The following is a 25,948-nucleotide window of genomic DNA, read 5'->3' on the forward strand; positions in this document are numbered from 1 at the left end:
TGATGAAGACAGACCTGAACGATTTCATCTATTTCGCGGAAGTCGTCACCCACGGCGGGTTCGCGGCCGCCGGCCGGGCACTACGCGAACCGAAATCGAAATTGAGCCGCCGCGTCGCAGGGCTGGAAGCCCGCCTTGGCGTGCGCTTGCTCGAGCGCTCAAGCCGCCGCTTCCGCGTTACCGATGTCGGGCAGTCGTTCTACGAGCGATGCAAGGCCATGCTCACGGAAGCCGAGCGCGCCGAAGCGCTGGTGGCCGAAGCGCGATCGGAACCGCACGGCCTGATCCGCATGAGCTGCCCCACCGGGCTGGTCGAGCCGATTTCGGCACTCGTCACCGAATTCCTGGCCCGATATCCCAAGGTGCGGCTGCAACTGGTCGCGCTCGACCGGCCGGTCAATCTGATCGATGAAAGGATCGACGTCGCGCTGCGTGTACGCACATCGCTCGACAGCGACGCTTCGCTGACGATGCGCTCCCTGGGAAACTCGATCCGCATCCTGGTTGCAAGCCCCCAGATCGCCAGCCGCATCGGCAGCGTCGAAGCGCTCGCAAACGAATCAACGCTTTCGACCTCGGACGACCAGTCCGAGGTGAAATGGCTGTTGGAGACCGACGACGGTCGAACGCACGCGCTTCAACACGAACCCAGAATCGGCTGCACCGACTTCGCCGCGGTCCGCGCCGCCGCGATCGGCGGATTGGGCGTCGCACTGCTGCCGGACCACAGTTGCCGGCAAGCGCTGGAGAGCGGCAGCCTGGTTCGCGTGCTGCCGGCCTGGCGTGGGCAGAAAGGCTTGGTCCACCTCGTCTTCACCACCCGGCGCGGCCTTCCGCCGGCGGTGCGCAAACTCATCGACAGCCTCGCCGCAAGCTTCCCGAAAGACGCGCTGGCACGCTGAGTCCGCCGTCTGATCGAAGCTCGCGAGTCTGCGGCCACCGTCAGCTTCGGGCATGCCCGAAGCTACGCCGCCGAGATCCTCATTGCCGAGTCTTCCCGCATTCCGGCGTACTTGTCGCTGATGTACTTGATGAACAGCAGCACCAGCACGTAGTCCTTGTACTGGCTGGCGTCCATGCCGCCGCGCAGGGCGTCGCAGCTCTGCCAGAGCGAGGAATAGAGTTCCGATTTCTTGAGGGCCGTGGATACGTTTCAGGGCAGCAGAAGCGGGTGCTTCTGGGTGCGCAATTGGTGAATGGCTTCGGCGCTGGACTTCCAGGCGTCACCCTTGATGCGACCGATCAGTTCTGTCCAGACGCGGTTGAACGCGTCGATGGCATGCGCGTCAGTGAACGCTATGCCTGCCGGCAGTAGCGGCGCGATGTCTTCGGTCAGGCTGCGCGTGAGCTTCTGCAGCATGCGCTGCTCGGCCATCGCACGCGTGATGGGTTTGCCTTCGAGCGCCAGGTAGTGCTCGAAGCATGCGATGAGCTTCTGCGGATCGAGCGTAAGTTGCGCAAGACCGTGGTGCAGATCGAACAGGTCGCGGTTCTTGCGCCGTTGCAACAAGGCTCTGAGCTTGGTGCCGAACAACTCTTCGGGCTCGAAGGACTGGATGTCAGCCTCGCCGCTGTACCAGCCGTTCTCCATGGCAAATGGATAAGCCCTGACGCCAAACAGGCTGTCGTGCTCGCGGGTATTGATCTCCACTTTGAGCTTCAGGACGGCCTGCTCATCTGTTTCGGGGTTGAAGCGGAAGATCAGGTGCATGGAATGTCCAGCCTGCTCCCGTTGGCACTTGCCCAGCCAGGACAGTGCGTCGCTGATCGCGTCCACCGTGGTGCCGATGGGCTCGGAGCGCGTTTGCACGAGGTCGATGTCTTCCGAATAGCGCAGCGGCTGCTTGAACAGCAGCTTGTGCATGGCGGTACCGCCACGAAAGGCGAGCGTGCCTTGCAGCGCGGGCGCAGAAAACAGGTCGCACAAGGCGCGGCAGATGATCAGGTCCTGCTCCACTTGGCGCAGATCCGGCCACGGCGCATGGGCGCGCCATGCCTGGATGTAGGCCAACGGGATCATGTGTCGAACTCCACGGTGTCGTTGATAAGGAGCTTCCAACGGGCGATCTTTTCGGCCTCTTCCGCCAGCGCGGGGATGAGCAACTTGACCGCAGGGTCCAATGGCACAAAAGTCTTGGCCTTGCTGGCTTGTGCAGCAAGTGCATTCGCTGCTTCGGTGTGCCCCGCCAGCTCCAGCAGATAACCCAGCCGGCGAACGACCGAACCCTCGTAAACCAAGGCGGCCCTGGCGAGGCAGCTTGGGTCGACTTTTCCACCGATGTCCTTCGTCACTTGCGCGACGCCGTTGAGGCCTCCCGCATCGTGGAGATAGCGCGTGCAGTCAAGCAAAGTCAACTCGACGCCGGCCACCTGCGCATAACCGGCAGGCGTTTTCAAACGATCCAGGAATTCGGGCTGGTTTGCAGCAGAGAAGACCCGATTGGTTTGAAACAGGAACTCCAGGCGATGGCGCCCAACGTTCAGGTCACGCAACTGCCTGGGCACCACGACCTGGAACACCATGGCAGCCTGATGCGACGCGCCATGCCAAGCTGCAGCCCGAAAAAGCGACACTCGATAGTCCAAGCCTTGGTGCTGCAACAGCGGCCCAATCCATTGAGCCGGGTCCGGAGCACCGGCGGACCGATCTTCCGGCCGCAGGATCAGATAAAAGCCTCGGCGCGGATGCGCCAGCTTGTTCTTTTTGATGAGTCGCAGCGCCGCAGCTGCCAGCGCGGCCTCGGACAAACCCAACACGCCTCTGGCTTCTTCACTAGTGAAGAAGCCGACACCATCAGCCAGTTTTTGTTCGGCAAAGGATTCGAGCGGGCGCATGCCGCATCATACGCAAAATCAAACGATAAACGTCGTTTTCTTCATACGCTCAGGGCTACTCCCACTCGATTGTCGCGGGCGGCTTGCCGCTGATGTCGTAGACGACGCGTGACACGCCGCTGATCTCGTTGACGATGCGGCGCGAGCAGGTGTCGAGCAGCTCGTACGGCAGGTGCGCCCAGTGCGCGGTCATGAAGTCGATGGTCTCGACGGCGCGCAGGGCGATGACCGGTTCGTAGCGGCGGCCGTCGCCGGTGACGCCGACGCTCTTGACCGGCAGGAACACGGCGAAGGCCTGGCTCGTCTTGTCGTACCAGCCGGAGCGGCGCAGTTCTTCGATGAAGATGTGATCGGCCAAGCGCAGGGTGTCGGCGGCGGCCTTGCTCACTTCACCGAGGATGCGCACGCCCAGGCCCGGGCCGGGGAACGGATGGCGGTAGACCATTTCCGCCGGCAGGCCGAGTTCGACGCCGATCTTGCGCACCTCGTCCTTGAACAGTTCGCGCAGCGGTTCGACGAGCTTGAGCTTCATATGCGCCGGCAGGCCGCCGACGTTGTGATGGCTCTTGATGACGTGTGCCTTGCCGGTCTTGCTGCCGGCCGACTCGATGACGTCCGGATAGATCGTGCCCTGTGCGAGGAATTGCACGTTGTCGATCTTCGAGGATTCTTCGTCGAAGACGTCGACGAACAACTTGCCGATGATCTTGCGCTTGGCTTCCGGATCGTCGACGCCCTTGAGCGCGGACAGGAAGCGTTCCTCGGCGTTGACGCGAATCACGCGCACGCCGAGGTGGTCGGCGAAGATCTTCATGACCTGGTCGCCTTCCTGGTGGCGCAGCAGGCCGTGGTCGACGAACACGCAGGTCAGCTGCGAGCCGATCGCCTTGTGCAGCAGCGCCGCGACCACCGACGAGTCAACGCCGCCGGACAGCCCGAGCAGCACATGACCGTCGCCGACCTGCTCGCGCACGCGCGCGATCGCGTCCTCGATGATGCTGTCCGGCTTCCACGCGTCGCCGCAGCCGCAGATGTCGTGCACGAAGCGCGAGTAGATGCGCTTGCCCTGCTTGGTGTGCGTGACCTCGGCGTGAAACTGCAGGCCGTAGTAGCCGCGCGCCTCGTCGGCCATGCCAGCCAGCGGCAGATCCGGCGTCGAGGCGATGCACTTGAACCCTTCCGGCAGCGCGACGACGCGGTCGCCGTGGCTCATCCACACGTCGAGCAGGCCGTGGCCGTCGTCGTTGACGCGGTCTTCGATGTCGCGCAGCAGCTTGGAGTGGCCGCGCGCGCGAATCTCGGCGTAACCGAATTCCTTCTGGTCGTGCGGCTCGACGGCGCCACCGAAATGGTGCGCCATCACCTGCATGCCGTAGCAGATGCCGAGCACCGGCACGCCGAGCTCCCAGACCGTGCCGGGCACGCGCGGCGAGCCGGCCGCGGCGACCGACTCGGGGCTGCCGGAGAGAATCACGCCCTTGGGCGCGAATTCGCGAATGGCGTCATCGGTCATGTCCCACGGATGCAATTCACAGTAAACACCGAGTTCACGGACACGACGGGCGATCAGCTGCGTCAACTGCGAGCCGAAATCGAGAATGAGGATGCGATCGGAGTGGATGTTCATGGGTGTTCCGCTGAATGGGGCTATTTTACCGTGCGTCACTGCGACCGTTGGCGCATTCCATGCGTCAACCGCCAGATTCGTCTGCCATAAGCCAACGGGGGCTGGCTGAAACGATGATCAAGAAACCGATTCACTGGGCCCGGCTGTCGCCGGTCGCCGCTGGTGCGATGCTGTTCGCGGCCGGCTCCGCGCCGCTCTACGCGCAGGACGCCGCGCCGGCCGCTGACGGCGAGCTGTCGACGATACCGGTGCCGCAGGAGGCGCCGGCCACGCCGGCCACCGAAGCGCCCACCGACAACGGTCTGGCCGAGGTCGTCGTCACCGCGCAGAAGAAGAAGCAGAACCTGCAGAACGTGCCGCTGTCGGTCGGCGTCATCAGTGCCGACACGCTGGCCGAGTCGGCGAGCTTCGACGCCGGCTCGATCGAGGATTTCGTGGCCAACGTGCAGATCGACGTCGACCCGCAGGCGCCGGTGATCGGCATCCGCGGCTTTTCGACGGAAACCGACAATGTCGGCTTCGAGCCGTCGGTGGGCATCGTCATCGACGATCTGGCGATCGGCCGCCCCGAGTTCGTGCCGGACGGCATGTTCGACATCGACCGCGTCGAAGTGCTGCGCGGCTCGCAGGGCACGCTGTTCGGCAAGAACACCATCGCCGGCGTCATCAACTTCGTGACCACCGAGCCGAAGGACGATTTCTCCGGCAATGTCATGCTGACCGGCGCCGATCCGCTGCAGCGCCGCGCCGAAGCCGCGGTCAACGTGCCGATCATCGACGGCCTGCTCGCCGGCCGCGTCTCCGGTGTCTACTGGAAGAAGCTCGGCGACGTCGAGAACTCGACGCTGGGCCGTAAGGAAAACAGCTTCTCGCAGCGCGCCGGCCGCGCCAAGCTGCTGTTCACGCCGGGCGACAAATGGCGCATCAGCCTGTCCGGCCAGTTGTCCGATACCAGCGTCGACTATCCGAACTGGCAGCTCTACGACGCGTCGCCGAACGCGCTGGCCTACGCGCAGGAATACGACCCCAGTACCGAGGACAACGGCACCGACTCGCACACCACCGAGAACACGCCGGGCTACGTTGACCGCCATTCGCATCTGCTGCGCGGCCTGGTGTCGTACGACGCCGGCGACTTCTGGGGCCTGCGCGACGTCAACTACACGACCATCGTCGGCCACGCCGGATTCTCGATCCGCTCGTACTTCGACATCGACACCAGCGCCGCCGACATCGTCAACACGCGCTTCAACGTCGACTACCAGCAGAACTCCGTCGAGTTTCGCCCCAACGGCCGTGCCGATTCGCTGTTCGGCCTCGGCGGCGACGTTGATTGGACGCTGGGCCTGTTCGCGTTCGCGTCCGATCTCGACAGCCATCTCGACACCCTGGCCGGCTCCGACCTGATCGACTTCGCACTGAGCAGCGCCGGCCTCGACGCACTGGGCATTCCGTCCGGCACGCTCGGCCCCATCCTCGATCTGCTGCCGCACCTCTCGGTGCCGATCGACGACGAGCTGCTGCGCGGCTTCGCGCAGACCTCGCGCAGCTATGCGGTGTTCGGGCAGATGACCTGGAAGCTGACCGACAAGCTGTCGACGATCGCCGGCTTTCGCTTCGGCTGGGAAAAGAAGGAAGCGGACTTCGACACCGAGAGCGTCGGCCCCGGCCTGGTCGCCCTCGTGGTCGGCGCCGATACCTTCCAGGCGCATCGCAAGCGCAACGAGCAGGACATCTCGCCCAAGGGCGGTCTGCAGTACCAGTGGACACCGGACGTGATGACCTTTGCCACCTACACGCGTGGCTTCAAGGGCGGCGGCTTCAACGCCACGGCGGACACCGCCGACAACCTGACGTTCTCGCCGGAAAAGGCGGCGAGCTGGGAGCTCGGCATCAAGAGCCGTCTGTTCCACAACTCGATGACCTTCAACGCCACGCTGTACCGCACCGACGTCGACAATCTGCAGACCGTCGACAATCAGGGCACCAGCTTCACGATCGGCAACGCCGCCAAGGCGCGCCTGCAAGGCATCGAAGTCGAATCGCAGTGGCGCGCGCCGTGGCGCTGGCTGTCCGTCGTCACCTCGCTGGCCTACGGCAGCGCCGAGTACCAGAAATACACCAACGCGCCGGCGGCGCAGGAAGACGGCGACGCCGAAACCCAGGACCTGAGCGGCCGCACACTGGCGCATGCGCCGAAGTTCAGCGGCACGCTGTCGCCGATCGTCACCACGCCGCTGCCGTTCACCTCGTCGATGATGCTCAAGCTCGCCGCCGATCTCAGCTACCGCAGCGGCCAGTACTCGTCGGTCGACCTTGACTCGCACAGTCATCAGGATGGCTACCTGCTGGTCGGCGGACGCATCGTCGTGCTGCCGGAAAGCGATCGCTGGGCCGTCATCTTCAGCGGCACCAACCTGACCAACAAGCATGCGCTGGATCTGGTCTTCGACCACGCGGTCTTCCACGACAGCTACGTGGCTCAGCAAATCCCGCTGCGCAGCCTGGCGATCTCCGCGCAGTACAACTGGTAGCGCTTCATTCTTCGCCGCAAACGCAGAAGGGCGCCGCAAGGCGCCCTTCTGTTTACGCGTACCGCGTGGAGGGTGATTATTCCCCACGATAATTCGGTGCCTCCTTGGTAATCGTCACGTCATGCACGTGCGATTCCTTGATGCCGGCGCCGGTGATCTTCACGAAGCGCGTCTTGGTGCGCATTTCCTCGACGCTGTGGCAGCCGGTGTAGCCCATGCTCGCACGCAGGCCGCCGATCAGCTGATGCACGATCGCCGCCATCGGGCCCTTGTACGGCACGCGGCCTTCGATGCCTTCCGGCACGAGCTTCTCCACTTCCGTCGTCGTGTCCTGGAAGTAGCGATCCTTGGAACCGTTGCTGCCGCCCATCGCGCCGAGCGAACCCATGCCGCGATACGACTTGTACGAACGGCCCTGGTAAAGCTCGACCTCGCCCGGCGCTTCCTCGGTACCGGCCAGCATCGAGCCAACCATGACCGCCGACGCGCCAGCGGCGATCGCCTTGGCGAAGTCGCCCGAATAGCGCACGCCGCCATCGGAGATCAGCGGCACGCCGGACTTCTTCAGCGCCTCGGCGACTTCCATCACCGCGCTGATCTGCGGCACGCCGACGCCGGCGACGATGCGCGTGGTGCAGATCGAGCCGGGACCGATGCCGACCTTGACCGCGTCGGCGCCGGCCGCAGCCAGCGCCAGTGCCGCGTCGCCGGTGGCGATGTTGCCGCCGACCACCTGCAGGCGGTCGCCGTACTGCTTCTTGATCTGCGCGACGCGATCGATCACGCCCTTGCTGTGACCGTGCGCGGTATCGACGACGACCAGATCGACGCCGGCCTCGACCAGCGCCGAGATGCGGGTTTCGGTGTCGGCGCCGGTGCCGACCGCGGCGCCGACGCGCAGGCGCCCCGCCTCGTCCTTGCACGCGCGCGGGAAGTCGGTCGACTTCTGGATGTCCTTGACGGTGATCATGCCGCGCAGCTGGAACTTGTCGTCGACCACCAGCACCTTCTCGATGCGGTGTTCCTGCAGCTTGGCGACCACTTCCTCGCGCGACGCGCCTTCGCGCACCGTGACCAGGCGATTCTTCGGCGTCATGACCCGCGACACCGGCTCGTCGAAGCGCGTCTCGAAACGCACGTCTCGGCTGGTGACGATGCCGACCAGCTCGCTGCCGTCGACGACCGGCACGCCGGAGATGCGGTTGGCGCGCGTCAGCTTGATGACGTCGCCGATCGCCATCGTCGGCGGCACGGTGATCGGGTCGGTGATGACGCCGGCCTCGTGCTTCTTGACCGCGCGGACTTCGGCGGCCTGCTGCTCGGGCGTCATGTTCTTGTGGACGATGCCCAGCCCGCCTTCCTGCGCCAGCGCAATGGCCAGCTTGGACTCGGTCACCGTATCCATCGCCGCCGACAGCAGCGGGATGTTCAAGCGGATCGCGCGGGTCAGGTCCGTGCCGAGGTCGACCTGCCGAGGCAGGACTTCCGAATAGGCCGGAAGGAGCAGAACGTCGTCAAAAGTAAGCGCTTCGGACTGGATGCGCATGGCTGGCTGCGGTCGTCTGGAAGCGCGTCATTGTAGCCGATGTCAGGCCGTCGCGGCGCCGGTATCCTCTCGCGCATGTCCGTGACCCCGCCCGCCGGGCGCGCCGCCACCGGCGCCACCCGCACCGTCTACCAGGTTTCCGAACTCGCCCAGCTGCTGCGCAGCGTGGTCGAGGGTGCGCTGCCGCGCATCTGGGTGCAGGGCGAAATCTCCAATTTCTCGCGGCCGGCCTCCGGGCACTGGTATTTCACGCTCAAGGACGCGCGCGCGCAGCTGCGCTGTGCGATGTTCAAGAACGCCAATCTCCACGTGCGGCCGCAGCCGCGCGACGGCGACGCGGTGCTGATCCGTGCGCAGCTCAGCTTCTACACGGCGCGCGGCGACCTGCAGCTGATTTGCGAACATATGGAGCCGGCCGGCGAAGGCGCGTTGCTGCGCGCGTTCGAAGAACTCAAGCGGCGCCTGGCCAGCGAAGGCCTGTTCGACGAACACCTCAAGCGTGAAATCCCGAAGCGCCCGCGTGCCATCGGCCTGATCACGTCGGGCAGCGGCGCCGCCCTGCACGACATGTGCACGACGCTGGCGCGCCGTTACCCGGTCGCGCCGGTCTATCTGTTTCCGGTGCCGGTGCAAGGCACCGACGCGCCGCCGGCCATCGTCCGCGCACTGCGGCGCCTGCCGCAGCTGGCGCCGGTCGACGTGATCCTGCTGGCACGCGGCGGCGGCTCGCTCGAAGACCTGTGGGCGTTCAACGACGAACACGTGGCGCGCGCGATCCGCGCCTGCTCGGTGCCGGTGATCTGCGGCGTCGGCCATGAAGTCGACGTGACCATCGCCGACTTCGCCGCCGATCTGCGCGCACCGACGCCGACCGCCGCTGCCGAGCGCGCAGCGCCGGACATCGCCGAATGGCAGCTGGCGCTGCGCCAGTCCGAGACCCGCATGGCGGTCGCCGTCGAGCGGCGCCTGCAGCTGGCCGCACAGCGCTGCGACGATCAGGCGCGCCGACTCGACGCCCAGCATCCGGGCCGGCGCCTGCACGAACGCCGCCAGCGCCTCGACGAGCTGCAGCTAAGGCTGCGCCGCGCGCAGACCGCGGTGCTCGCGCGCCACGCCCAGCGTCTTGCACATCGCACGACGCAATTGCAGGCGGCCACGCCGCTGCGGCGTCTGACCACCGAGCAACACCGCCTGGAACGTCTGCAGGCGCGCGCCGGTGAAGCCTTGCGCCGCCGTCTCGGCGATGCCCGTGCGCGGCTGCTGCGCAGCGAAGCGCCGCTGAGCAGCCTCAACCCGCTGGCGGTGCTGGAACGCGGCTATGCCATCGCGCTCGACGCCGACGGCCGCGCCGTCACCGACGCCGCCAAACTGCAGCCCGGCGACGCCCTGTCGCTGCGCCTGTCGCGCGGCCGCGTGACAGCCCGTGTCGACCGCACAGAACCGGATGGGGCAGAAAGCGGTCCAAACGCCGATAATCCGCGCCCATCACGATAAGTGCGGGCGCTGACGCGACCCGATATTCCGCGAGAAACCCATGGCTTGGCTGCAATTGCGCGTGTCCACGCGCCACCCCGAATTCGCCGACGAAATCCTGCTGGCGCATGGCGCGTCGGCGGTCAGCTACATCGACGCCGTCGACGATCCGGTGCTGGAGCCGGCACCCGGCGAAACGCCGCTGTGGGCCAACACCGTGACCCTGGGTCTGTTCACCGAGGGCACCGATCTGGACCCGGTGCAGGCCGGTCTGCGCGAGCTGCTGCCGGACGGCACCGACGCACGCTTTGAAGTCGAACTGATCGAGGATCAGGACTGGGTGCGGGTCTGGCTCAAGGACTGCCCGCCGCTGCAGTTCGGCGACAAGCTGTGGGTGGTGCCGCATGAAAAGGTCGGCGAGGTCACGCAGGAAGACGCCGTGCTGCTGCGCCTCGATCCGGGCCTGGCGTTCGGCACCGGCACGCATCCGACCACCGCGTTGTGCCTGCAGTGGCTGGCCGAACGCGGCGCGCGCGGCGAACTGGCCGGCAAGACCGTGCTCGACTTCGGTTGCGGCTCCGGCGTGCTGGCGATCGCCGCGCTACTGCTCGGCGCCGAGCGCGCGATCGGTGTCGACATCGATCCGCAGGCGCTGCTGGCAACGCGCGACAACGCCGCCGCCAATGGCGTCGGCGATCGCATCGTCACCTTGCCGGCCGAACACTTCGTGCCGCTGCCGGCCGACATCATCGTCGCCAATATTCTGGCCAACCCGCTGATCGCGCTGGCACCGACGCTGGCCGGTTCGATCCGCCAGGGCGGCGATCTGGTCATGGCCGGACTACTCGATCGTCAGGCCGAAGATGTGCGCGACGCCTACGTCGACTGGTTCGACTTCGACGACGACGCCTCCAAGGATGGCTGGACGCGCCTGTCGGCACGCTGCCGGATGCCGGCGCTGGTCGGCCGCCACCGTGTCAACGCCAAGCTGCTGACGTCCGGCCAGCCGTGGCCGGAACAGTTTGCGACGCTGCGCCAGGCCGGCATCGACGCCGTCATCAATCTCTCGTCGCTCAACGCACCCAACCATCTCGAAGACGAAGCGGCGCGCTGGCATGCGCTCGACGTCGATCACACGATGGTCGAGATTCCGTGGGAGACGCCGACGCGCGAACACGCCGAAGCCTTCTTCAATGCCATGCACGCGTACGAAGGCCGCCACGTGCTGGTGCACTGCGCGCTCGGCAAGCGTGCAGCAACACTGGTTTACCTGTACCGCGTGTTGCACCGCGGCGAAGCACGCGATGTCGCGCTTGCGGATCTGCATGCCGTGTGGCAGCCCGAGCCGGCGTGGCAGGCGCTGATCGACGAATTGCTCGCTGAGTAATTTTTTATCTCGTCAAGCGCTTTTTCCGGCGCTGTGACGAGAGTATGATTGCCGCCCCCTTTTCAGGTCTTGGCTCGCGGCAGGTCCGCGCGGCTGTGGAGTCTTCTGCTATGTCATCGCTCCGGTCCTCGGACATCAAACCGCTTGGTCACTCGGTTTCCGACAGCCTGGACGACTTCTTCCGCACGTTGAATGGTCACGCGCCGAAGAATCTCTACGATCTGTTCCTCGATCAGGTCGAGCCGCCGCTGCTCAAGGCCACGCTGCGCTATTGCCATGGCAATCAGTCGCGCGCCGCGGAGATGCTGGGCCTGAATCGCGCGACGCTGCGCAAGAAACTCAAGCTGCACAAGATCAAGCCCGACGCGACCAACTGATCGCGTTGACGCACACCTTTCTCTGTCCAGGGATCAGGCGATGACCGACTCCACTCGTGCGCCGGTACGCCGCGCGCTCCTGTCCGTTTCCGACAAGTCCGGCATCGTCGAGTTCGCGCGCGAACTCGTGCAGCGCGGCGTCGAACTGCTGTCGACCGGCGGCACCTACAAGCTGCTGCGCGACTCCGGTCTGCCGGCCGTCGAAGTGTCGGCGCACACCGGCTTTCCGGAAATCATGGACGGCCGCGTCAAGACGCTGCACCCGAAGATTCACGGCGGCCTGCTCGGTCGTCGCGACGTCGATGGTGACGTGATGTCGCAGCACAGCATCGACGCCATCGACCTGCTCTGCGTCAATCTCTATCCGTTCGAAGCGACCGTCGCCAAGCCCGACTGCACGCGCGAAGACGCCATCGAGAACATCGACATCGGCGGCCCGGCGATGCTGCGCGCAGCGGCGAAGAATCACGCCTGGGTCGCGGTGCTGACCGACCCGGCCGACTACGCAGCGGTACTCGAGGAAATCGACGCCGGCGGCACGACGCTGAGCACGCGCTACCGTCTTGCGGTGAAGACTTACGCCCTGACCGCGCGCTACGACAGCGCCGTCAGTGCGTATCTCTCCAGCCTGCGCGACGACGGCAAGCGCGACAGCTTTGCGCCGGTCTTCGGTCTGCAGTTCGATAAGTTGCAGGACATGCGCTACGGCGAAAACCCGCACCAGCGCGCCGCGTTCTATCGCGAGCGCAACGCCGAACCGGGCACCATCGCCGCGGCGACGCAGCTGCAGGGCAAAGAGCTCAGCTACAACAACATCGCCGACGCCGACGCCGCGCTCGAATGTGTCAAAAGCTTCACGAAGCCGGCCTGCGTGATCGTCAAGCACGCCAATCCGTGCGGCGTCGCCGTCACCGAAAGCGGCATCCAGGACGCTTATGAACGCGCATTCCGCACGGACCCGACGTCGGCGTTCGGCGGCATCATCGCCTTCAACCGCGAACTCGATGGCGACACCGCGAAGCTGATCGTCGAGCGCCAGTTCGTCGAGGTCATCGTCGCACCGCGCATTTCCGAAGCGGCGAAGAAGGTGGTGGCGGCCAAGCAGAACGTACGTCTGCTCGAATGTGGCGAGTTCCCGGCCTCGCGCGCCGCGGCCTTCGACTACAAGCGGGTCGCCGGCGGTCTGCTGGTGCAGGATGTCGACACCGCGGTGGTGACGCCGGAACAGCTCAAGGTCGTCACCCAGCGCGCGCCGACCGAAGCCGAGATCCACGATCTGGTGTTCGCGTTCAAGGTCGCCAAGTTCGTCAAGTCCAATGCCATCGTCTACGCGCGCGAGCGCATGACCATCGGCGTCGGTGCCGGCCAGATGAGCCGCGTCTACTCGGCGAAGATCGCCGGCATCAAGGCCGCCGACGAAAAGCTCGAAGTACCGGGCTCGGTGATGGCGTCCGACGCCTTCTTCCCGTTCCGCGACGGCATCGACGCCGCCGCCGCCGCCGGCATCACCGCCGTCATCCAGCCGGGCGGCTCGATGCGCGACGCCGAAGTGATCGCCGCCGCCGACGAAGCGGGCATGGCGATGGTGTTCACCGGGATTCGCCACTTCCGGCACTGATCCGCCGCGGCGCGCCGGCCGTGTCCGCGCGCGCCGTAGCCGCCTGCCGTGCGCGGACGGCGCGCCGTTTGCTGTGGTAAGTTGTCATCTTGCGTAAGCCGAATGTCGGCTACGCGTCATTCTTCGGACTTCCTACTTCTGTGAAGCGGCAGCCGTTCGTTCATTTCCTGTGTGCCCTGGCGCTGGTTGCGACGCAGCTGTTTGCGACCGTGCACGCCACGCAGCATGAACTGACGGCGCCGAGCACGCCGCATTGCGGCCTGTGTGCGATCGCGCATGCGCCGCCGTTACCGTCGGCCGCCGTTGTCGCGGGCCCGGTCACGTTCGAATTCACCGACGACGTCGCGCATGCGATCGTCGCGCTCACCGACCGTCGGCCGTTCGCACGGCCGAACAGTCGCGCTCCACCCTTCCACCGGGCCTGACACCAGAGCCGCGACCGGTGCCTGATGGCGCCGCGCGGTATCGCCCGATGATGCGCGCCCTGTGGCGCCGCATACCCGTGTGGAGTTTTGTTCCTCGTGTGGTTTTCGTCTGATGCGAGCGGCGGCCTGATCGGCCTGCACGTTCGCACGCCCATCGCCCTGAACCTGCAGCGCTGGCGCCACCGGCAGATCGCCTGGCTGCTGGCCGCGCTGTGCGTGCTCGGCAGCACGCTGACGATCGTCCACGACGCCTGGCACTGGCAGCCGCATGTCGGCGAGCACGCCTGCGTGCTGTGCCTGCACCATGGTGGCCAGAACGAGATCGGCAGCACGCCCCCTCCGCTGACACTGCTCCGCGCGACCTACGAACTGCCCGGACCGCTGAGCCTGCACGACGTCGAACTTGCGGCGCGACGCCGCCCGCCAATCCGCGGGCCGCCACCGACATCCGCCTGAACACGCTTTCCCAAAATCGCCGCCCTACCGGAGCTGGCACCCTGATTCGTTTTGTGGAGTTATTCATGTCTCTTCCCTTTCGCAAGCGCGCACTCGTCGCAGCCCTGCCCTGCTTTGCCCTGTCGTTGCTCGCCAGCCCCGCCCACGCCGACGACAGCACCACATCGAAAAGCGGCGACAGCGGCAATGGCTCTTCGATCGCCACCGTCACTGTCACCGGCTCGCCGCTGAGCCAGGACGCCAATGACCTGGCGACCGTTGTCGACAGCGTCGACGAAGAACAGATCCTGCGCGCCGGTGGCTCTAGCCTTGCCGACGCACTGAAGAACGTGCCGGGCGTCACCGGCACCGGCTTCGCCGCCGGCGCGAGCCGACCGGTGATCCGCGGTTTCGACGCCACGCGCGTGCTGGTGCTCGAAAACGGCATCGACAGCTTCGACGTGTCCGACATTGGTCCCGATCACGGCGTGCCGATCGATCCGCTGACCGCGCAGCGCATCGAAGTCGTGCGCGGTGCAGGCACGCTGCGTTACGGCAGCCAGGCGCTGGGCGGCGTCGTCAACTCGATCAACAACCGCATCCCGACCTCGCTGCCGGACCTGTCGTTCTCCGGCGATGTCACCGGCAGCCTCGACAGCGTCGACAACGGTCGCGATGGCTCGGCACAGCTCGACGGCCGCGTCGGCGATCTCGCGCTGCACGCCGATGGCTTCGCCCGCCACACCGACGACTACGACACGCCGCACGGTACGCAGGACAACTCGTTCTTCCACGGCGACGGCTACTCCGGCGGCGGCTCGTACTTCTTCGGGCAGGACAAGGCCAGCCACATCGGCGGCACCGTCGTGCGCTACGACGCCAAGTACGGCATCCCCAGCGATACGACGTACATCGACATGACGCAGACCAAGGAGATGCTGAACGGCACGTTTGCCGTCAACAGCGGTCCGCTGCAGACGATCACCGTCGACGGCGGCTACGCCAACTACCATCACTCCGAGGACAATCCGGACGGCTCGGTCAACTCGACGTTCCGCAACAAGGCCTGGGAAGGCCGCGCCGAGGCGCTGTTCGGGCAGATGGGCTTCCTGTCACGCTCGGCGCTCGGCATCCAGAGCGAAGGCCGTTCGTTCTCGGCGATCGGCGAGGACTCGAGCTACCTGTTCCCGACCAATACGCACACCAATGCGCTCTTCGCGTTCTCGGAAGCGCCATTGACCGATGCGCTGAAACTGCAGGCCGGCGCCCGCGTCGAAAGCGATCGCGTCGACGGCACGCCATCGACAGACCACGTGACGAACCGCAACTTCACGCCGGTTAGCGGCTCGCTGAGCCTACTCGCCGAGGCCAGCCAGACCGTTCATCTCGGATTGACCGTCTCGAGCACCGGCCGCGCGCCCGCGCAGACCGAACTCTACGCACGCGGCGGCCACGACGGCCCGGACACCTTCGAGACCGGTGATCCGTCACTCGATATTGAACGTTCGAACTCGCTGGAAGGCACGATCCGCGTGGATCTGCAGAACGTCAAGCTGGTCGGCTCAGTGTGGGGCGCGAAGATCCACAACTACGTCTTCGGCGATCTGACCGGCCGTACCTGTGACGACGATGGCGTCTGCACCGACAGCGACGACGGCGAGCTGCGCGAGCTGAACTACACACAGCTCGACGCGACGTTCCGTGGCGCCGAAGCGCAGGCCAACTTCGCCGTCTACGACGGCCCGGCAGGCAAGCTCGGCGCGAACCTGCTCGCCGACTACGTGCGTGCGACGCTGGATCATGGCGGCAACGTGCCGCGCATTCCGCCGTACCACGTCGGCGGTGGCGTCGACTGGTCGCTCGGAGGCGTAGATGCGGGTGTGTCCGTGAAGTATGCGGGCGCCCAGCACGACACGGGAGAGTACGAGACCAATACGAAGGGCTACACCGAGCTCGACGCACAAGTCGGCTGGAAGCCGTTCGCGACCGATCGTGGCGTCGAGATCGCCGTCATTGGCCACAACCTGACGGACTCGGTGCAGCGCGACGCGGTCGCGTTGAACAAGGACTCCGTGCTGATGCCGGGCCGCGACGTGCGATTGCTGCTGCGTGCATCGTTCTGATCGAGGCGAAACAGGGGCGGGCCATCGGCGCGCCCCTTTTCACATGAGCATGCGACACGGTGTCTTGCGCGCCGCGCAAATGAGGGCAGGAGCATGCTCTCTCATGCGAACGGCCGCACTCGCAGACAGCGCGAGGCGGGACGCATGAGCACGATCAAACCGCCCGGCAACCGGTCGCGCCGGCGCCGACCGCGCGTGCATCGACAGCTGACCATCATCGCCGTCATCGCCGGCGCGTTCGCGCTGGCCGCCACGGCGCTGCTGACCGAAAGCGCCCCGGCCGCGCATGGTCCGCAGATCCTGGTCTATGCCGAATCCGACGTGCTCGCCAGCAGCGCCTGGATTCAGTACCTGCGCGAACAGGGCTTTCGCGTTCAGGTGCGCTATGAACCCTACGTGCAGGCCATGCACGACTACCTGCACGTGCCGGCCGCACTGCGCGGCGAGCAGACTGCACTGGTCGACGGCTACATCGTCGAAGGCAATGTGCCGGCCGACGACATCCGCCGCCTGATCGCCGAACAACCACACGCGCGTGGCCTGGCCCTGCTCGGCACACCGGCGCGCGCACCCGGCATGAAGGACCTCGGCGGGACGCCAGGCGCCTACAAGACCGTGCTGTTCGACCGCCGCGGCTCGATCGGCGTGTTCGCCACGCACTGAACCGGGCCCGTTACACTGCAGGCGACACGCATTGCACGCGTGTCGGGACTGGCCGTGAATTCACTCACCCGCATTGCGATATCTCAGCTGCTCACCGGCGCCTGCCTGCTCGGAGCCGGCCTCGCATCGGCCGCCGATGATGCGCCAACCCTGCTCGCGCAAATTCGCAGCGGCGATCCCGCGTCACTGCGTGAAGCCGCGCAGGACATCGCCGCGCAAGGCGCAGCGCCAGAAGCCGTGCTCGATGCGCTGAGCGATGCATTGCTGGCGCGCGCCAGCGCCGCAGGCGCCGCCGACATCCACGCCGTCCAACAGGGCTGCCGCGCGCTTGGACGCATCGGCAACAAACGCTACTACCGCGTACTGCGCCAGCTCGCCGATACGCGCGACGCGAACGCCGGGCTGCGCACCGCCTGCTCAGCGGCCGCCGACCGACTCGGCGGCGCGGCCGGACCGCAATACCAAGCGAGCCCCGTCGCGCACGCCGACACACCGCCGAGTCCGCCGGCGGACAACGGCCCGCGCTACCAGCCGATCAGCGCCATCTCGCCCGGCATGTCGATGCAGCAGGTCTACGCGATCGCCGGGCCACCGACCGCCACCGAGCACGTCCATCGCGCCGGCAGCTTCATGCCCTACCGTTTCCGCGACGACCACACCGGCGTCACCAACGCGCTCTATCGCGGCCAAGGTCGCGTGATCTTCAGCGACCCCGATCCGTACCACGCCGATGCACAGGTCATCGGCGTGCAGATCGACCCCGGCGAGAGCGGCAGCCCCTGAACTCGCCATCAGCCTTCCACCGATCCAGGCCGACATGCCCGATTCCATGATGGAGCCGCTCGCCAGCCGCGGCTGGCTCAAGCTGCCGGCGAGCCTGCTGGACGAAAGCGGCACGCTGTGGCTGCACGAACGCGCCGACGCGCCGATCTCCGACCTGCTGGAACTGCTGCGCAAGGGCGAGTACGGCAAACCGTTCATGATCGAAGACGGCGGCCTGCGCCGCCTGCACTTCAGCCTGGACTACGTGCAAAGCGAAATGCGCATCGACGACCCGTGCGCGCTGACCTTCGCCTACACGCGCAAGATGATGGCCTTCCTGCTGTTCGTGCCGCGCCCCAAGCACATCATCAGCGTCGGCCTCGGCGGCGGGTCGCTCGCCAAGTTCTGCCACCGCGCGTTGCCAAAAGTGCGGATCACCGCGATCGAGATCGACGAGCAAGTCATCGCCCTCAGCGAACTGTTCGAGATCCCGCGCGACGACCCGCGCCTCAACATCGTCCACGCCGACGCTGCTGAATACCTGGAAAACACCACCGAACGCGCCGACGTCATCCTCATCGACGGCTGCGACAAATTCGGCGTCGCCCCCGCCCTCGGCAGCGAAGCCTTCTACCGCAACGCCGCCGCGCGCCTGAGCCGCAAGGGCGTGATGGTCATGAACATCATCGGCCACGGCATCGTGCTCGAACAGCACCTGCGCTGCATCGCCAGCGCCTTCTCCGGCCGCGTCATGGTCATCAAGGTCAGCGAAGGCGGCAACCGCCTGATCTTCGCCTTCAAGGAAATGATGTACGGCCCCGACTGGACCGCCATCAACCAGCAAGCCAAGGTGCTGAAGCAACAACACGACCTGGATTTTCCGCGCTTCGTGCGCAAGCTGAGGGCGAGTCGGCAGTTTCAGGCGTTTGGGTGAGGCGCAGGGGTTGTAGCAACGACAAGAGCCAAATACCGAACTCGATTTGCCCGTCACCGAAAATACGAGCGGCGCCGGCGGGTTAGTGCCAACTGCTGCCGGTCACGAGTGAGCGCTTTCCGAACCCCAATTGCTGAGGCCCGTGCGTGGCGCGTTGCAGGAGCACCTGGAGCTGCTGAATCTCGCTTTCTGCTCAAACTCAATCTGAGCCGCAAGCGCTCGTACGGCGCTGGCGTGAGCAGAGTCCGCGGCTCCATGCCAGCCACGATTCGATCGAACATCGAAGGGAATGCGATGTCCGGTAGAGTCGCGATGCCCAGACGTAGATCGCCAACTTCAGCGACGGCCACGATCTTATCCGTATACGGCAGCCTGGACCACGACCAAAGAATCGTGGGGTGCTCCTTGCCAGGGAATCCGCCGCCGTAATCGATCCCAGTGGCGTCGGCCAGCGCCGCTGCGGCGCGTTGGGCGACGGCTTAGCGGCGTGCCTTGACGAGCGGCTTGGTCGTCGAACTAGACCGGGCATCGAAAGCTCGCCACCCGCGATCGCAGGCCAAGCCTAGGCGCAATCCTTGCACTACGTGCGATCCGGAGGTGGGAGCTTCTCGGGCGCGGCCTTCAGTGTCGCTCGTGCTGTTTGGTGATCTCGTCGACGCCGTAGACGTTGAGTTCGAGCATGCGGTCGATGATGTCGAGTAGGCGCTCGCGTAGATCGCCACGACCTTCAGTCGCCGCGTACTCACGATTCAGCAGCTCCTGAAGATCATGGAAGTCGCGGTAGGCCTGGGGGCCGGCATGGAACTTCGCGAGGGCACGTTCGGTGGCCATGATCACCAGCTCGGATACATCACAGCTCGCGGTCTCGAGTGCGCGATGGAACTCATGCGATCCTTCGGTGTACGCATTTGATTCGAGGAAGGCGTTCACCATCATCGCGTGGCGATGCAGATCGGCGCCCGAGAATTTGGTGAATACGCGTGCGGCGAGATGTCTGATCTCTTTCTCGTCATCGCGAAAGAAGCGGATCAACTGCTGCTGGGCGCGGTCGACGAATTGAGCCTCTTCAAACACATCGACGGCTACCTGGCAGGCGAGCTTGCGGTAATCGAGGCCTTCCTCCATCCACGCGTCGGCAGCCGCCTCGTAGCGCGCGTCGAAGAAGCCGCGACCGAACATCATCCAGCTGGCAATGAGTCGGGCCGGCTGCCATTCGCTCTGCAGCATCCGTTCAAGCAGCGGATCGGCAACAGCAGGTGCGTTGGCCAACAGGTACCGCATCAGCTCGACACCATTGAGCGTGGTGGCGATCGCATAGCGCTTCGCGTCGGAGCCATCGGTGCTGTGAATCAGTCGGTCGAAGGCGCGGCTGCAGCGGGTCAGGTCGATGTTGTAGAGCGGCAGCAGGATGGCAACCGCACAGCATCTAACACTGGCGAGGCGCTCGTTCACGATGACGTCATCAAGCAGAGCCCAGATTGCGTCGACGTGCAGCGGGCTGTGCCACAAGACGGCGGCGGCGGCTTCCAGCGCGGCACCTCTCGCGCCGTTGATTCCACGGATGCGCAGTCCTCCGCCGTGTGAGATCAGATCGCCAATGGTCAGTACCTCTCGGCGCAGGAGCGCATCTTCATTTTCGGATTCGTCGCGGGCATCGCCGTGTCGTGCGTACCAGACGACGGCGTCGAAGATGTTCTGTTCGGACGCGGTCTCGGGATGGGCCGATACGACCCTGGCGATCGCATCGCCGAACGGACGATCGGGCCACTGATGCGCGGCGCGTAGTGCAGCGACCAGAAGGTCTGTCGGCGGCGATGCCGAAGCTGCGAGGCCGTGCAGAAGATCGCGAACGTAGGCGCGATTCGCGTCGTACGGGATGCGTTCGACCAATTTTGCAAATCGTGCGGGGTTGTCCTTGGCGAGGCTCTGCAGCATGGTTGCGAGCTCACGCGCACCGCCCTTCAACGGGTCGTCGCGATCGCGGAAGCGTTCGTCAGTCGTGTATGTGCGAATAGCATTGAGCCATTGCCGGTCGCTCATGTGTTTCGCACGATCTACAGGAATCGGCGAGCGTACCCATCCGGCGGAGATCCGCTTCGCTTCGGGCGGCTTTCTTTCGTTTGCGAACTTTCGACGCAAGATGCCGAGCTCGTCGCGGCATCTATCGGAGAGCTGACCGTCGCCGATCGTCTCGAGAATCCAGCGCCTGGTGGCGCCGGACCGCGAGAGCATATGCAGAACGTATTCCCTGTTGCCTTCGCTGCGATGCGCCAGATCTGCTGCTTCGCGCGCTGCGCGCGTCAGCTCGGGGTCAAGCGTCAGGCAAAAGGTCTCAACGGTCTCTCTGTCTTCCGGCGACAGCCAGTTCAGCGCGGCGGCGATGGCATCGGCCAGGGGCTTCCATTCGATGCCGTCGAAGCCAACGTCGGCAATGTCGTCGTAGCACAGAAATTCCGGCAGGCGGTGCGAGAAGAACTGCGCATTGGCAGTGATGGCGGCGAGATGCAGCAGCTTGCAGACGGCATGGTCGGTGGGGGCGAACTTATCGAGCGTGCGAGCCGCGCGCTGTGGGTCCGTGCCGGCAACATGGCCCAGTGCAAGGACGAAGGCATGCAAGAGAGCATCGGCGCGTGAGGCGGAGCTCAGGATGCGCGAATCGAAGGTCCAATCTCGTTCGCCGCGCGTATGCGCGGCCTTGATGATCAGGATGCTGCGCGCCAGGGCATCTTCCACCGCGGTGAAGAACAGCATGGGCTTGCTTGTGGCACGCTTGACGAAGCCTTCCAGTTCAAAGAAGCGGATGTCCTCGCGGCCGAACGGATGCTGGTCCGGGTGAAGGACAAACCAGGCATCGAACAGTGCACGCACCACACTGGAGCCACCGTCTTCGTGCGATTCGGCCCATTCTGCGATATCGAAATCGCGCCGGCTGACGCGAGAGGTATCGAAGAGCTCGGCGGCGTTGGTGCGAATGACGTCCTCGCACAGTTGCTTGAGCGCTGTACCGTCGAATCGCGCACGCGCGGTGCTGAACCAGTCGAGCAGTTGGCGCGCCTTTCTGCCATCACCCTTCCACCAATCGCGCAGCAGGGCTGCGACCGCGTCGGGATACTCACTTGCGGCAGAGTGCAGTGCCCAGAGGATCGCTTGCTGCCGTTCCTCGTCGGGCGAGGCCAGCGCTTTGGCGAGCCCGCCGCGCGCATGGATAACCGGGAACCAGGATGCGCTGCTGAGGATAGCGAGGCGCACCAGTGGCGGCACCTTGCCCGTCGGCGCGTCGAATCGCAGCACGATGTCGAGTTCACACGGCTGCGGGTTTGGCAGCGTCGACAGCCATTGCGCTATCGATGTCTTGATGTGCATACGGATCTCGGGCGCGGACAGGACTCGATCGAGCTCCTGTTCGTATCGCTCGGGGTCGTCCTGACGCAAGGCTTCGAGGATCTGTCTGACCTGGGTTCTGCGGAACAGGGTTTGCCGGCTCGCAACCAGCATGGCGTGCAGGCTTTCGCTTCGCGCAACAAAGCCGCGGGAGTAGATGTAGTCGAAGAAGCTCTCGTGGAAGAAGCTCAGGCGTTGGCGATGATGGGCAAGTAGTCCTTCAGAGCTGAGCACATCGCGCGCGCCGGTATATGCATCAAGGATTCGTTCCGGAGCGTCGAGCTTTTGCCGCTCGCTCATCCACGCGGCGACTTCATGCAAGGCTGCGAACGTTGACCAGCTGCCGCCGTGCCTAGCGCGGATGGCACGGTCCTTTTTGTTCATCAGTGCACGGAACAGATCGTTGCGGCTGTGGAAGTCGGTGCCTTCGGACGCGACTTCAAGGTAAGTGACGAGATTGATTGGCAGGCATAGCAGGTTCTTCTGGTTCTCGCTCAGCTTCGTGACGTCGGTGACCTCGCTGACGACCGGTGCGACGCTGGGCCAGTCGAGCGCCGGGATGCTGACGCTAAGCACACGTTCTTCGGACTCCAGCTGCTTGAAGGTCGAGTCGGCCTCGACATCGAAGATGCGGCAGACCAGCACGACCTTCACGCTTGTCAGCGCGCGCGCTTCGCCGAGCATGGCCAGGACAGTGGCGCGCACCGCGCCATGACGGCCGGAGACCTCACTCACGGCATCCAGCTGATCGATGATCAAGACCGACGGCGATCGTGGCGCCAGTTCCTTCAGCATGACGACCGGGCTTTGACGACGATCGAAGATGGCGTGTCCGAGTTCGCGGGGCGATGCCTGATCGAGATAGTGATCGATGCGCAGGGCCAGATGCGGGATCTGTTCTTCGGTCAAGGCGCTGGTGAGTGCTCTGACGACGCCGGACTTTCCGCTGCCGGCGACGCCGGTGATGAGGACGAACTGATGACCTTTATCGTTTCGTAGCGATGCGAGGATTTCGTCGACTTGCGTTCGCGGCAGTGCGCTGCCGCGAACGCCGAACGGGGCATAGGAACCGAGGTATTGCTCGGTGCCGCGGCGTAGCGACGCGCTCATCGTCTCGCGTAGCGCCCAGTCCCTGATGGTGCCGATATTTGCCGCCGGCAATTCGGCGCGCAGCGAGTCGGTTGTTAGGTGTTGATTGAAGCGCTGTTCGAGAAATTGCCGCAGTGCAGGATAGGCGTGGTCGGGCGTTCCATCGAGGACGAGCTGAACATGCACATCGATGGACGTGTCGATCTCGGCTTCCGGCAGCGTGCGCACGAAGCATCGCTGCAGAGCCTGCCAAGCCTGGGCTGTGTCGATGCTCCAGTGCCCCTTCAGCGCCTTGAAGCCGTCACGCTGGGGCAGTGTGAGGCTTGCTTCGAACTGCAGCTCGGACTCTGCGCGCCGTGCCTTTTCCGCAAGATCGGATAGTGCGCGGGCCGGGTCTTCCGAAACGAAGATGGTGGTATTGGACGCCGATTCGAGGAGGCGCTGTTTGAAGGCATCGAGCACGCCTTCGGCCTGGAGCGCATTCAAGGTCCAGTTGCCACGCGCCGAATGCATCTTGCATTGATGCCACTCGGTCCCCAGCCCCTTGTAGATGGCGAACTCGAAACCCTTGAATGCGGCTTCGATGCCTTCATAGCGCATGCCATCGGCTTGCCCTGCGGCGACGTCGAGCAGCTGCCGCACGGCCCACTTGGCCTCGTACTGGTTGCCTAGTTTGTCGCTGATTCCACCCGGGACCAACATGCGGCTCCTTTGTATTGCTTGGCCGCCATGCGTTTATCTTTCCGCGCTCCCCTGCATCGCAGCCCGGTCATGATGCCTAGATTGCGACGCAGCTACATCCTTGGGGGGGTGATCATCGATCTGTTCGGACGTGCATACCCATGTCGAGCAAGCGGCGTGAGGTGCGATAAGTCCGCTCAATGTGCTCTAGATCCAAGGGCCGCTTTGGGGCGGCACTCTTTCCGCCCGCAATGCCCGCAATGGGCTGATAGCGGACGCATATTGCCTGGTGTGCAACTGACCTCGCCTGCCCGGTCCTCTAGTCCGCTGCAGCGCAACGACTTACGCCGCCGCCTCCAATCCAGCGGTGCCACCCTCCCCCTTCATCACCCGCTTCAAAACCCCCAGCACCTTCAGCCCGCCGATCGCCTGGGCGGTGACGACGCCGCCCATCATGGCGCCAACGACGCCGCAGGAGACGATGTCCTGGCCGGTAAGCCAGAGGCCGGGGATGTTGGTGCGTGGGGTCAGCCAGCTTTGTGCGAAGCGTTGCGGGTCGTGGTCGATGCCGTAGAGCTCGCCGCGGGCGTAGGCGTTGAAGTATTGCGTGGACAGCGGTGTGGAGACTTCGTAGTAGTCGATCCTGCCGCGTAGCTGCGGCAGCTTTTCATACATTGCTTCGAGCATGCGCTCGCCGAGTTCGGCCTTCAGCGCTTCGTAGTCTTCGCCGCGCTTGCCCCAGATGCTGCCGTCCCATTTTTCGAACCAGGCGAACGGCGCCGGGGCGACGACTTCGATGGTGGCGGTGCCGGGGTGGCGGCGCTGGTAGTCCGGGTCTTTGGCCGACGGGAACGAGACGTAGACCACCGGCAGCGATGCCTTGCGGTCCTGCTGGAAGCGGGCGACGTCGCCTTCGTAGTCGGCGCTGGGGTAGATCCAGAAGTTGGTGCGCGGCAGGCCCAGTTCTTCGGCGGTGCCCTTGAGGCCGATGTAGAGGCCCATGTGGGCGCTGCTCGGCCTGACCTTTTTCAGCAGGCGGTCGTAGCCGCTGGCGCGCACCACCGGTTCCGGCAGCAGGCGCTGGAAGGTGTTCATGACGCCGGCCGACGAGATGACGCAGCGCGCTTCGATGCGCTGGCCGTCTTCCATCAGCACGCCGCAGGCCTTGCCGTTCTCGACGATGATTTCCTTGACGCGGGCGTAGGTGAAGACCTCGCCGCCGGCGGCCTGAATTTTCGGAATGATGGTCTGCGCGATGCGCCAGCTGCCGCCCACCGGGTAGTAGCCGCCGTGCAGGTAGTGGCGCGCGATCAGCGCGTGAATGATGAACGACGACTGCGCCGGCGGCAGGCCCAGATCGCCCCATTGGCCGGTGAGCACGGCGATCAGTTTCTGGTTCTGCGTCAGCTCGCTGAGCACTTCGCGCGTGCTGCGGCGGAAGGTCTTGGGCATGACGCGCATCAGCAGCGGCATGGTCAGTTTCAACTGCCAGGGCTTGAGCAGGCGCGCCAGGGTGAACAGGCTCATGTTCTTGCCGACCTGCGCCAGCAGCTTGAGGTACTGGTCGATGGCGACCTGTTCGTCCGGGAAGTAGTGCAGCAGCTGGGCGCGGAATTCGCGCTTGCCGGCGACCGCGTCGTAGACCTCGTCGCCGAGGAAGAAGCGGTCGTAGGCCTTGTCCATCGGCGCCCAGTCGAGCTGGCCGCCGCTGAGGTAGTCCATGAACTTGCGCGCCATGGTCGGGCCGCCCATGTCGCCGATGTAGTGCACGCCCACGTCCCACTCGTAGCCGTTGCGCTCGTAGCTGTGCGTGTAGCCGCCGGCGGTGTAGTGCTGCTCGAAGACGGCCACTTTCCAGCCGATGTCCGACAGCAGCGCGGCGCTGGTCAGGCCGCCCATGCCGGAGCCGATGACCAGCGCGTCGTACGGGCCGTTCAGGCGGGAGGGTCGGTAGCGCTTGCCGATGCGGAACGAGCTGGGCTTGAGCGTGGCCATGCGGTGAACTCCGGTTTGAGGCCTGGTCACGTTATGCAATTAATTGCATACTGTCAACGCGCG

Annotated in this window: 18 protein-coding genes and 2 pseudogenes; 13 read left to right on the forward strand and 7 right to left on the reverse strand. The window is 65.2% G+C overall.

Going from position 1 to position 25,948, the window contains the following annotated elements:
* The first annotated feature begins 2 nt into the window (after window positions 1–2).
* Window positions 3–902, forward strand: coding sequence for a LysR substrate-binding domain-containing protein (locus tag G7Y82_RS15945; RefSeq protein WP_168149138.1), 900 nt, complete (start codon window positions 3–5; stop codon window positions 900–902).
* Between the two features lie 98 nt (window positions 903–1,000).
* Here the strand turns inward: G7Y82_RS15945 and G7Y82_RS21510 are convergent.
* The 4 genes and pseudogenes from G7Y82_RS21510 to guaA all read right to left on the reverse strand — a co-directional run.
* A pseudogene (locus G7Y82_RS21510) lies at window positions 1,001–1,141 on the reverse strand (type I restriction-modification system subunit M N-terminal domain-containing protein); the annotation flags it as partial.
* 12 nt (window positions 1,142–1,153) lie between these two features.
* Window positions 1,154–2,020, reverse strand: a complete 867-nt coding sequence (locus G7Y82_RS15955) for a nucleotidyl transferase AbiEii/AbiGii toxin family protein (RefSeq protein ID WP_168149139.1) — start codon at window positions 2,018–2,020, stop codon at window positions 1,154–1,156.
* Window positions 2,017–2,835 (reverse strand): type IV toxin-antitoxin system AbiEi family antitoxin domain-containing protein, encoded by an 819-nt coding sequence (locus G7Y82_RS15960; RefSeq protein ID WP_168149140.1) that lies wholly within the window; start codon window positions 2,833–2,835, stop codon window positions 2,017–2,019. The genes G7Y82_RS15955 and G7Y82_RS15960 overlap by 4 nt, the downstream gene beginning before the upstream one ends.
* Window positions 2,836–2,890: 55 nt before the next feature.
* Window positions 2,891–4,462, reverse strand: coding sequence for a glutamine-hydrolyzing GMP synthase (gene guaA / locus G7Y82_RS15965; protein ID WP_168149141.1), 1,572 nt, complete (start codon window positions 4,460–4,462; stop codon window positions 2,891–2,893).
* Between the two features lie 113 nt (window positions 4,463–4,575).
* Here guaA and G7Y82_RS15970 point away from each other — a divergent pair, with 113 nt between their 5' ends.
* The gene (locus G7Y82_RS15970) at window positions 4,576–6,996 is read left to right on the forward strand and encodes a TonB-dependent receptor (protein ID WP_168149142.1); all 2,421 of its coding nucleotides are present in this window, start codon (window positions 4,576–4,578) and stop codon (window positions 6,994–6,996) included.
* A 76-nt stretch (window positions 6,997–7,072) separates the two neighbouring features.
* Here the strand turns inward: G7Y82_RS15970 and guaB are convergent, their stop codons facing one another.
* Window positions 7,073–8,542, reverse strand: a complete 1,470-nt coding sequence (gene guaB / locus G7Y82_RS15975) for an IMP dehydrogenase (RefSeq protein WP_168149143.1) — start codon at window positions 8,540–8,542, stop codon at window positions 7,073–7,075.
* 75 nt (window positions 8,543–8,617) lie between these two features.
* Between guaB and xseA the strand changes: the two genes are divergently transcribed.
* The 11 genes and pseudogenes from xseA (at window position 8,618) to G7Y82_RS16025 (ending at window position 18,739) form a co-directional block, all read left to right on the forward strand.
* Window positions 8,618–10,036, forward strand: coding sequence for an exodeoxyribonuclease VII large subunit (gene xseA / locus G7Y82_RS15980; RefSeq protein ID WP_168149144.1), 1,419 nt, complete (start codon window positions 8,618–8,620; stop codon window positions 10,034–10,036).
* Between the two features lie 40 nt (window positions 10,037–10,076).
* A pseudogene (prmA, locus tag G7Y82_RS15985) lies at window positions 10,077–10,958 on the forward strand (50S ribosomal protein L11 methyltransferase); the annotation flags it as partial.
* 6 nt (window positions 10,959–10,964) lie between these two features.
* Window positions 10,965–11,402 (forward strand): protein tyrosine phosphatase family protein, encoded by a 438-nt coding sequence (locus tag G7Y82_RS22025; protein ID WP_494546252.1) that lies wholly within the window; start codon window positions 10,965–10,967, stop codon window positions 11,400–11,402.
* A gap of 110 nt (window positions 11,403–11,512) precedes the next feature.
* Window positions 11,513–11,779: a helix-turn-helix domain-containing protein gene (locus G7Y82_RS15990; protein ID WP_168149146.1), complete on the forward strand. Its 267-nt coding sequence runs from the start codon at window positions 11,513–11,515 to the stop codon at window positions 11,777–11,779.
* A 40-nt stretch (window positions 11,780–11,819) separates the two neighbouring features.
* Window positions 11,820–13,397 carry a bifunctional phosphoribosylaminoimidazolecarboxamide formyltransferase/IMP cyclohydrolase gene (gene purH / locus G7Y82_RS15995; protein ID WP_168149147.1) on the forward strand — a complete coding sequence of 526 codons (1,578 nt, stop codon included), beginning with the start codon at window positions 11,820–11,822 and terminating at the stop codon, window positions 13,395–13,397.
* Window positions 13,398–13,537: 140 nt separating this feature from the next.
* Entirely contained in the window at window positions 13,538–13,822 is a 285-nt protein-coding gene (locus tag G7Y82_RS16000; protein ID WP_168149148.1) for a hypothetical protein, read from the forward strand.
* Window positions 13,823–13,918: 96 nt separating this feature from the next.
* Window positions 13,919–14,278, forward strand: coding sequence for a hypothetical protein (locus G7Y82_RS16005; RefSeq protein WP_168149149.1), 360 nt, complete (start codon window positions 13,919–13,921; stop codon window positions 14,276–14,278).
* Between the two features lie 65 nt (window positions 14,279–14,343).
* Complete coding sequence (locus G7Y82_RS16010; protein ID WP_168149150.1) at window positions 14,344–16,380, forward strand: TonB-dependent receptor; 2,037 nt, start codon at window positions 14,344–14,346, stop codon at window positions 16,378–16,380.
* Between the two features lie 144 nt (window positions 16,381–16,524).
* Complete coding sequence (locus tag G7Y82_RS16015) at window positions 16,525–17,043, forward strand: DUF411 domain-containing protein (RefSeq protein ID WP_168149151.1); 519 nt, start codon at window positions 16,525–16,527, stop codon at window positions 17,041–17,043.
* Window positions 17,044–17,097: 54 nt separating this feature from the next.
* Window positions 17,098–17,826 carry an outer membrane protein assembly factor BamE gene (locus G7Y82_RS16020; RefSeq protein WP_168149152.1) on the forward strand — a complete coding sequence of 243 codons (729 nt, stop codon included), beginning with the start codon at window positions 17,098–17,100 and terminating at the stop codon, window positions 17,824–17,826.
* A 34-nt stretch (window positions 17,827–17,860) separates the two neighbouring features.
* Window positions 17,861–18,739, forward strand: a complete 879-nt coding sequence (locus tag G7Y82_RS16025; RefSeq protein WP_168149153.1) for a fused MFS/spermidine synthase — start codon at window positions 17,861–17,863, stop codon at window positions 18,737–18,739.
* Between the two features lie 621 nt (window positions 18,740–19,360).
* Here G7Y82_RS16025 and G7Y82_RS16030 read toward each other — a convergent pair.
* Together G7Y82_RS16030 and G7Y82_RS16035 are read right to left on the reverse strand one after the other, a co-directional pair.
* Window positions 19,361–23,911, reverse strand: coding sequence for an nSTAND1 domain-containing NTPase (locus G7Y82_RS16030; RefSeq protein ID WP_168149154.1), 4,551 nt, complete (start codon window positions 23,909–23,911; stop codon window positions 19,361–19,363).
* 321 nt (window positions 23,912–24,232) lie between these two features.
* Window positions 24,233–25,885 carry a phytoene desaturase family protein gene (locus G7Y82_RS16035; RefSeq protein ID WP_168149155.1) on the reverse strand — a complete coding sequence of 551 codons (1,653 nt, stop codon included), beginning with the start codon at window positions 25,883–25,885 and terminating at the stop codon, window positions 24,233–24,235.
* Between the last annotated feature and the right edge of the window lie 63 nt (window positions 25,886–25,948).

The sequence above is a fragment of the Solimonas marina genome (assembly GCF_012241385.1).
GTDB classification, from domain to species: Bacteria; Pseudomonadota; Gammaproteobacteria; order Nevskiales; family Nevskiaceae; genus Solimonas; species Solimonas marina.